The sequence below is a fragment of the Kitasatospora sp. NPDC036755 genome (assembly GCF_040636595.1).
In the GTDB taxonomy this organism is placed as follows: Bacteria; Actinomycetota; Actinomycetes; order Streptomycetales; family Streptomycetaceae; genus Kitasatospora.
This window is the reverse complement of sequence record NZ_JBEZUT010000367.1, coordinates 1-8,139: the sequence shown is the minus strand read 5'-3', so window position 1 is coordinate 8,139 and position 8,139 is coordinate 1. Positions and strand designations below refer to the sequence as shown.

Below are 8,139 nucleotides of genomic sequence, written 5' to 3'. Positions count from 1 at the left end.
GCCGGAGCGCGATGCGCGAGTACTGGTAGGCCTCCTCCGGCTCGCCGTCGAGCAGGCGGGCCACCATCACCAGGTTGCGGGCCACGTCGTCCGCGGCGAAGTTGACCCCGACGATCCCCGCCCAGCAGGCCAGCAGGCCGGCGAAGCCGCCGGTCTCGGGGCTGCCGGCGATCGCGGACAGCGGGATGCCGAGGCCGAGCGAGATCACCGCCAGGCGGTTGCCGGCCCGGCCCGAGGACCAGCCCCGGCCGCGGTCCTCGTCCCGGTCGTCGTCCCGGTAGGACGGCTCGTAGCCGTCCATCCGCCGGGCCACCGACCGCTCGACCCGGGTGTCCAGCCGGGCGTCGAGGCGCTTCATGAAGGAGTCGAGGAGCTCGTCCTCGTACTCCTTGCCGAGCTCCTTGCGGGCCTGGAGGGTGGCGTCGAGGTCGCGCCGCAGTTCGTCCTGACGAGTGTCCATGGAACCAGGGTGGGGCCGCCGGGGCGCCCGGTCCATCGGTTCGCGGGAGGAATCCGGGCGGGCTCAGGGAGAAATCAGGGTTGCCCGGGCCCGACGGGGCCGACCGGCCCCTCCGTCCCGCCCGCCCGCCCGATCCGCCCGCCCGCCCGCCCGATCCGACCATCCGCCCGACCCGACCGCCCGCCCGACCCGACCATCCGTCCGATCCGCGGGACGTCTCATCCGACGTCCCGCCGTACGAGACGTCTTTGCCAGGCGCGGCCCGCTCCTGCACAGTCGTCGTCCGACCCCCTCGCACCCGGAGGTACCGCTGATGACCGCCACCGACGAGACCGGCAGCGTCGGCCCCTCCGCCCGGCTGCTCCAGCTGTTCGAGGGGCACCGGCTGACGCCGACCCAGCGCCGGATCGCCCACTCGCTGGTGCGGCACGCCACCGAGGCGCCGTTCCTGTCCAGCGTGGAGGTCGCCGAACTCGCGGGCGTCAGCCAGCCGTCCGTCACCCGCTTCGCGGTCGCACTCGGGTACGACGGCTACCCGGCGCTGCGCAAGCAGCTGCGCGAACTCGGCGGCGGCGAACAGGCCGCTCCGGAGACCCCGGACGACGCGGTGCGCAACGAGCACCAGCAGGCCGTGCTCGCCGAGATCGCCCACCTGCGCCACCTCGCCGAACTCCTCGCCGACCCGGAGCCGATCACCCGGGCCGCCCGGCTGCTCGCCGCCTCCCGCCCGCTGCCGGTGCTCGGCCTGCGGGCCGCCTCGGCACAGGCGCGCGGCTTCGCCTACTTCGCGTCCAAGGTGCACCCGGACATCCGGCTGCTGGACGAGGGCGGCAGCATGCTCGCCGACCGGTTGGAGCAGGCCCGGGCGGCCGGCGCCGACGCGCTGCTCTGCTTCGCGCTGCCGCGCTACCCGCGGGAGCTGATGGACGCGTTGACGGTGGCCCGGGAGTGCGGGCTGACGGTGATCACCGTGGCCGACAGCGCTTTCGCGCCGGTCGCCAAGCTGTCCGACCTGATGCTGCCGGCCGCCGTCGGCACCGGACTGGTCTTCGACACCGCGTGCGCGCCGATGATGCTCGGCCGGGTGCTGCTGCAGTCCATGTGCGACGAACTGCCGGGCGCCGAGGCCCGGTTGGAGGCGATCGAGCAGTCCGCCGCGGCCCGCGGGCTGTTCCTGGAGTGAGTACGGCCCGGAACGGGTGAGGCCCGGAGGCCCGGCAGGGGAGTAGCCGTCACAAGCCCGGGCATCCCCTCCTGCAGGGGGTGCCGCCCATGCACGTGATCCATGAGATGAAGTTCGTCGCCCGGCTGTCCTCGGGGGCCGACGAGTGGTCCTGCCCCACCTGCGGACGCCGCGTCACCCTGCGGCGCCTGCCCGAACCCGAACTGACCGTCCTCGACCCGGGCGACGAGTCTGCCGTCCACGTCGGTGTCATCGAACCCGACGCCCGTGCCGCCGAGGCCGCCGAGAAGTACGGCCTGGGCCCCGTCCAGAACATCCCCCGCCCGCCGTCCCCGCCCGCCCCGGACGCCGACGACCGCCGCTGGCTCGCCGAGATCGGCATCGACTGGGACGGCGGCGCGGCGGCCTGACTCAGCCGCGCGGCGCGTACAGCGGAAGGCCGGAGGTGTCCAGCTCGGTGGGCAGTGGCGCGGGCAGCGGGACGGGCTCGCCGTACTTGCCGCGCAGGACGCCCTGGTACGCGCCGTCGCGGGGGTGGGTGTGGAGCGCCCAGGTGCCGTCGCGCGGATCGATCGCGAGGAGGGCCGGCACGCCTGCGACCGCGTACCAGCTGGTCTTGGCGTCGATGAGGCTGACCCGCTCGGAGGTCGAGATGACCTCCACGGCCAGTTCGACATCGTGCGGGTCGGCCAGCCACTCGTCGTCATCCTCCCAGTCGCGCGGCAGAACGACGAGGTCTGGTGTCGCGTAGTCCTCCGCATCGCCGGGCATGGTGATCGACGAGACCTCGTAGGCGCCCAGGCTGTCGGGGAGTCCGGCGTCGAGCTGGCGGGACAAGCGCTTGGTGGTACCCGCGTGCTTGCCGCGAGGAGTCGGGGACGTCACCAGGGTTCCTCCGATGATCTGGACGCGAAGTCCGGTGCGCTGCTCGATCTCCTCCGCCACATCCCGGAGTCTGCCGGGCCGCACGCTGATGGCCGTCATCGTGTCCTCCGCTCTCTGGTGCTGGGCCGAGTGGCTGGTGTCCGCCGGGTTCGGGCTAGCGCGCCAAGTGGGCCGGTGCCGGGGCTGATCGGATGGTTCCGGGGTCTGGTCGAAAACCGACTGTTTAGTTATATTCAACTCGACGCAACGTGAATGAATCCATCCGCAGGGAGGCCGTGACCATGGTGCAGCAGGCGAGCGGGCCGCGTGAGGTGCGCGCGGCACGGGGGACGGGGCTGACGGCGCAGGGGTGGCAGCAGGAAGCCGCCCTGCGGATGCTGATGAACAACCTCGATCCGGAGGTGGCCGAGCACCCGTCGAAGCTGGTCGTCTACGGCGGCACCGGCAAGGCCGCGCGGGACTGGCGCTCCTTCGACGCCATGGTGCGGACCCTGGAGGGGCTGAAGCAGGACGAGACCATGCTGGTCCAGTCCGGCCGCCCGGTCGGCGTGATGCAGACCCACGAGTGGGCGCCGCGCGTGCTGATCGCCAACTCCAACCTGGTCGGCGACTGGGCCAACTGGGAGGAGTTCCGCCGGCTGGAGAGCCTCGGGCTCACCATGTACGGGCAGATGACCGCCGGCTCGTGGATCTACATCGGCACCCAGGGCATCCTCCAGGGCACCTACGAGACCTTCTCCGCCGTCGCGAACAAGCGCTACGGCGGCACGCTGGAGGGCACCATCACCCTCACCGCCGGCCTCGGCGGGATGGGCGGCGCCCAGCCGCTGGCCGTCACCATGAACGGCGGCGTGGCGATCTGCATCGACTGCGACCCGTCCCGGATCGCCCGCCGGATCGAGCACCGCTACCTGGACGTCGAGGCCAAGGACCTCCCGCACGCGCTGGAGCTCGCCACCGCGGCCCGCGACAAGCGGCAGCCGCTCTCCATCGGCGTGCTGGGCAACGCCGCCGAGCTGGTCCCGCAGCTGCTCGCGATGGACGCGCCGATCGACATCGTCACCGACCAGACCAGCGCCCACGACCCGCTGGCCTACCTGCCGGTCGGCGTCGCCTTCGAGGACATGGCGGACTACGCCGCCGCCAAGCCCGCCGAGTTCACCCAGCGGGCGCGCGAGTCGATGGCCCGGCACGTCGAGGCGATGGTCGGCTTCCTGGACCGCGGCGCCGAGGTCTTCGACTACGGCAACTCCATCCGCGGCGAGGCCCAACTGGCAGGCTACGACCGGGCCTTCGCCTTCCCGGGCTTCGTCCCGGCGTACATCCGGCCGCTGTTCTGCGAGGGCAAGGGCCCGTTCCGCTGGGCGGCGCTGTCCGGCGACCCGCAGGACATCCACAAGACCGACAAGGCCGTCCTCGACCTCTTCCCGGAGAACGAGTCGCTGGCCCGCTGGATCAGGATGGCCCAGGAGAAGGTGCACTTCCAGGGCCTGCCGGCGCGCATCTGCTGGCTCGGCTACGGCGAGCGCGACAAGGCCGGCGAGCGCTTCAACGACATGGTCGCCTCCGGTGAGCTCTCCGCCCCGATCGTGATCGGCCGCGACCACCTGGACTGCGGCTCGGTCGCCTCCCCGTACCGCGAGACCGAGGCGATGCTGGACGGCTCCGACGCGATCGCCGACTGGCCGCTGCTCAACGCCATGGTCAACGTGGCCTCCGGCGCCTCCTGGGTGTCCATCCACCACGGCGGCGGCGTCGGCATCGGCCGCTCGATCCACGCCGGGCAGGTCACCGTCGCCGACGGCACCGCGCTGGCCGGGGAGAAGATCCGCCGGGTGCTCACCAACGACCCGGGCATGGGCGTCATCCGGCACGTGGACGCGGGCTACGACCGTGCGGTCGAGGTCGCGGACGAGCGCGGTGTGCGCGTTCCCATGGGTGAGCTGTGACGGCTCCTTCCTTCGAGGAGATGTGGGCGGAGCTGCTCCCGGTGGGCCGCTCCGCCGCCTCCGGCGGCTACCGCCGCTTCGCCTGGAACTCCGCCGACGCCGAATGCCGCGCCTGGTTCGAGCAGCAGGCCCGCGGCCGCGGCCTCACGTACGAGCTGGACCGCAACGGCAACCAGTGGGCCTGGCTGGGCGACCCGAACGGGCAGGGGGCCGTCGTCACCGGCTCCCACCTGGACTCCGTCCCGGACGGCGGCGCCTTCGACGGCCCGCTGGGCGTCGTCTCCTCCTTCGCCGCGCTGGACGAGCTGCGCGCCCGCGGCGCCGACCTCACCAGGCCGCTGGCGATCGTCAACTTCGGCGACGAGGAGGGCGCCCGGTTCGGCGTGGCCTGCATCGGCTCCCGGCTGACCGCCGGCGTCCTCGGCCGCGAGCAGGCGTACGGGCTGCGCGACGCCGACGGCGTCCGGCTGCCCGACGCGATGGAGAAGGCCGGCTACGACCCGACCGCCATCGGCGCGGACGACGAGCGGCTGGCCCGGATCGGCGCCTTCGTCGAGCTCCACGTCGAGCAGGGCCGGTACCTCACCGAGGAACGGCCGGTCGGCGTGGCGAGCGCGATCTGGCCGCACGGCCGCTGGCGGTTCGACTTCCACGGCGAGGCCAACCACGCCGGCACCACCCGGATCGAGGACCGCCGCGACCCGATGCTGACCTACGCCAACACCGTGCTGGCGGCCCGCAAGAAGGCGAAGCTGGCGGGCGCGCTGGCCACCTTCGGCAAGGTCGCGGTGGAGCCCAACGGCACCAACGCGATCGCCTCGCTGGTGCGCGGCTGGCTGGACTCCCGGGCGGCCGACGAACACACCCTCACCGCGCTGGTCGCCGCGATCGAGCAGGCCGCCGCCGAACGCGGGGAGCGCGACGGCGTCCGGGTCGAGCTGACCCGCGAGTCCTACACCCCGGTGGTGGACTTCGACGGGCCGCTGCGCGACCGGCTGGCCAAGCTGCTGGACGCCCCGGTGCTGCCCACCGGCGCGGGACACGATGCCGGCATCCTGGCCTCCGCGGTCCCGACCGCCATGCTGTTCGTGCGCAACCCCACCGGCGTCTCGCACTCCCCGGCCGAGCACGCCGAGCCGGCCGACTGCCTCGCCGGGGTCGCCGCGCTCGCCGACGTACTGGAGGACCTGGCGTGTCAGTGACCGCGACGACGTACTGGGCGCAGCACGCCTGGCTGCCGGGCGTGAACGGCCCGGCGGTCGAGCGGGACGTGCTGATCGCCACCGGCCCCGGCGGCCGCATCACCGCCGTCACCCCGGACAGCGGCCCCTGCCCGCCCGGCGCCGTCCGGCTCGACGGGCTGCTGCTGCCCGGCCAGGCCAACGCCCACTCGCACGCCTTCCACCGGGCGCTGCGCGGGCACGTGCAGGTCGGCTCCGGCACCTTCTGGACCTGGCGCGACACCATGTACCGGTTCGCCGGCGCGCTGGACCCGGACAGCTACCTGGAGCTCGCCACCGCCGTCTACGCCGAGATGGCGCTGGCCGGCATCACCGCCGTCGGCGAGTTCCACTACCTGCACCACGCGCCCGGCGGCGCCCGGTACACCGACCCCAACGCGATGGGCGAGGCGCTGATCGAGGCCGCCGCCCGGGCCGGCATCCGGATCACCCTGCTGGACACCTGCTACCTCTCCTCCGGCTTCGGCGCCGAGCCGACCGGGCCGCAGCAGCGGTTCAGCGACGGTGACGCCGAGGCATGGGCGGCCCGGGCGGACGCGCTCAAGCCGCGCGAGCACGCCCGGATCGGCGCCGCCATCCACTCGGTGCGGGCCGTCCCGGCCGACCAGCTGGGCACCGTCGCGCAGTGGTCGGCGACGCGCGGTGCGCCGCTGCATGTCCACCTGTCCGAGCAGACCGCCGAGAACGACGCCTGCCTGGCCGCGCACGGCGTCACCCCGACCCGGCTGCTCGCCGACCACGGGGCGCTCGGCCCGCGCACCTCGGCCGTGCACGCCACCCACCTGACCGACGAGGACGTCACGCTCCTCGCCGACTCGGGGACGACCATCTGCATGTGCCCCACCACCGAGCGGGACCTCGCGGACGGCATCGGCCCGGCGCGGGCGCTCGCCTCGGCGGGCTCCCCGATCACCCTGGGCAGCGACAGCCACGCGGTGATCGACCCGTGGGAGGAGGCCCGGGCGCTGGAGCTGGACGAGCGGCTGCGGACGCGGACGCGCGGCCACTGGACGGCGAACGCGCTGCTGCGGGCCGGTGGTGAGGACGGGCACGCCTCGCTCGGCTGGCCGGAGGCCGGGCGGATCGAGGCCGGGGCGCTCGCCGACTTCACGGTGATCGCGCTGGACAGCGTCCGCACGGCGGGCCCGCCGGCCCGACTCGGCGCCGAGATCGCCGTCTTCGCGGCCTCGGCGGCGGACGTGCGGCACCTGGTCGTCGGCGGGCGGCACGTCGTCCGGGACGGCACGCACCAGCTGGTGGCCGACGTGCCGGGCGCGCTGCGGCGTTCGATCAGCGCGCTGGACTACTGAGCCCGCTTCAATTCCCCGAGGAAGGCGTTGCCTTGAGCACCACGACCACCCTGATCACCGGAATCGGCAGCCTGGTCACCAACGACTCCGGGCACGGCACCGGGCCGCTCGGCCTGCTGACCGACGCGGCCGTGGTGGTCGACGGCGCCACCGTCGCCTGGGTCGGCCCGGCGGCCGACGCCCCGGCGGCGGACGAGCGCTTCGACGCCGAGGGCCGGGCACTGCTGCCCGGCTTCGTCGACTCGCACGCCCACCTGGTGTTCGCGGGGGACCGTACGGCCGAGTTCAACGCCCGGATGTCCGGGCAGGCGTACTCGGCGGGCGGCATCCGGACGACGGTGGCGGCCACGCGGGCCGCGTCCGACGCCGAACTGGACGCCAACCTGGCCCGGTTCGTCCGGGAGGCGGTGCGCCAGGGCACCACCACCATCGAGTGCAAGTCCGGCTACGGGCTGACGGTCGAGGACGAGGCGCGGGCCCTGCGTATCGCCGCGAAGCACACCCCGGAGACCACCTACCTGGGCGCCCACGTCGTCGCCCCCGAGTACGCCGAGGACCCGGCGGGGTACGTGGAGCTGGTCACGGGCGAGATGCTGGACGCCTGTGCGCCGCACGCCCGTTGGGTGGACGTGTTCTGCGAGAAGGGTGCGTTCGACGGGGACCAGGCGCGGGAGATCCTCACCGCCGGTATCGCCCGCGGCCTCACCCCGAGGGTGCACGCCAACCAGCTGACGTACGGGCCCGGCGTGCAGCTCGCGGTGGAGCTGGGGGCCGCCTCGGCGGACCACTGCACCCACCTGACCGACGAGGACGTGGCGGCGCTGGCCGGCTCGGTGACGGTCGCGACCCTGCTGCCGGGGGCGGAGTTCTCCACCCGGGCCGAGTACCCGAGCGGGCGCCGGCTGCTGGACGCGGGCGCGGTGGTGGCGCTGTCCACGGACTGCAACCCGGGCTCCAGCTTCACGAGTTCGATGGCGTTCTGCATCGCGGTGGCCGTGCGGGAGATGGGCATGACCCCGGCGCGGCCCGCCGACAGCTTCGGCATGACCTTCTTCCACAGCACCGGCGAGACCTCGAAGCCGTACAGCCGGTCGAGGATGCGGCGGGTCTC

8 protein-coding genes are annotated in these 8,139 nt (G+C 73.7%); 6 read left to right on the top strand and 2 right to left on the bottom strand.

Features of this window, described 5'->3' with window-relative positions:
- Positions 1-460: hypothetical protein (locus tag AB0E96_RS35195; protein WP_359829898.1), on the bottom strand; the 460-nt coding region annotated here is incomplete at its 3' end.
- Between the two features lie 313 nt (positions 461-773).
- Here AB0E96_RS35195 and AB0E96_RS35190 point away from each other — a divergent pair.
- Complete coding sequence (locus AB0E96_RS35190) at positions 774-1,643, top strand: MurR/RpiR family transcriptional regulator (RefSeq protein ID WP_359829897.1); 870 nt, start codon at positions 774-776, stop codon at positions 1,641-1,643.
- Positions 1,644-1,732: 89 nt separating this feature from the next.
- Positions 1,733-2,053: a hypothetical protein gene (locus AB0E96_RS35185; protein WP_359829895.1), complete on the top strand. Its 321-nt coding sequence runs from the start codon at positions 1,733-1,735 to the stop codon at positions 2,051-2,053.
- A 1-nt stretch (position 2,054) separates the two neighbouring features.
- On the opposite strand, the gene AB0E96_RS35180 is transcribed toward AB0E96_RS35185, so the two are convergent.
- Positions 2,055-2,627 carry a Uma2 family endonuclease gene (locus AB0E96_RS35180; protein WP_359829893.1) on the bottom strand — a complete coding sequence of 191 codons (573 nt, stop codon included), beginning with the start codon at positions 2,625-2,627 and terminating at the stop codon, positions 2,055-2,057.
- Between the two features lie 182 nt (positions 2,628-2,809).
- Here AB0E96_RS35180 and hutU point away from each other — a divergent pair, with 182 nt between their 5' ends.
- The 4 genes from hutU to hutI all read left to right on the top strand — a co-directional run.
- The gene (gene hutU, locus AB0E96_RS35175; RefSeq protein WP_359829891.1) at positions 2,810-4,477 is read left to right on the top strand and encodes a urocanate hydratase; all 1,668 of its coding nucleotides are present in this window, start codon (positions 2,810-2,812) and stop codon (positions 4,475-4,477) included.
- 20 nt (positions 4,478-4,497) lie between these two features.
- Entirely contained in the window at positions 4,498-5,679 is a 1,182-nt protein-coding gene (locus AB0E96_RS35170; RefSeq protein ID WP_359829900.1) for an allantoate amidohydrolase, read from the top strand.
- A complete protein-coding gene (locus tag AB0E96_RS35165) occupies positions 5,670-7,028 on the top strand; it encodes a formimidoylglutamate deiminase (RefSeq protein WP_359829889.1) in 1,359 nt (452 codons plus the stop codon). The genes AB0E96_RS35170 and AB0E96_RS35165 overlap by 10 nt, the downstream gene beginning before the upstream one ends.
- A gap of 32 nt (positions 7,029-7,060) precedes the next feature.
- Positions 7,061-8,139: imidazolonepropionase (gene hutI, locus AB0E96_RS35160; RefSeq protein ID WP_359829887.1), on the top strand; the 1,079-nt coding region annotated here is incomplete at its 3' end.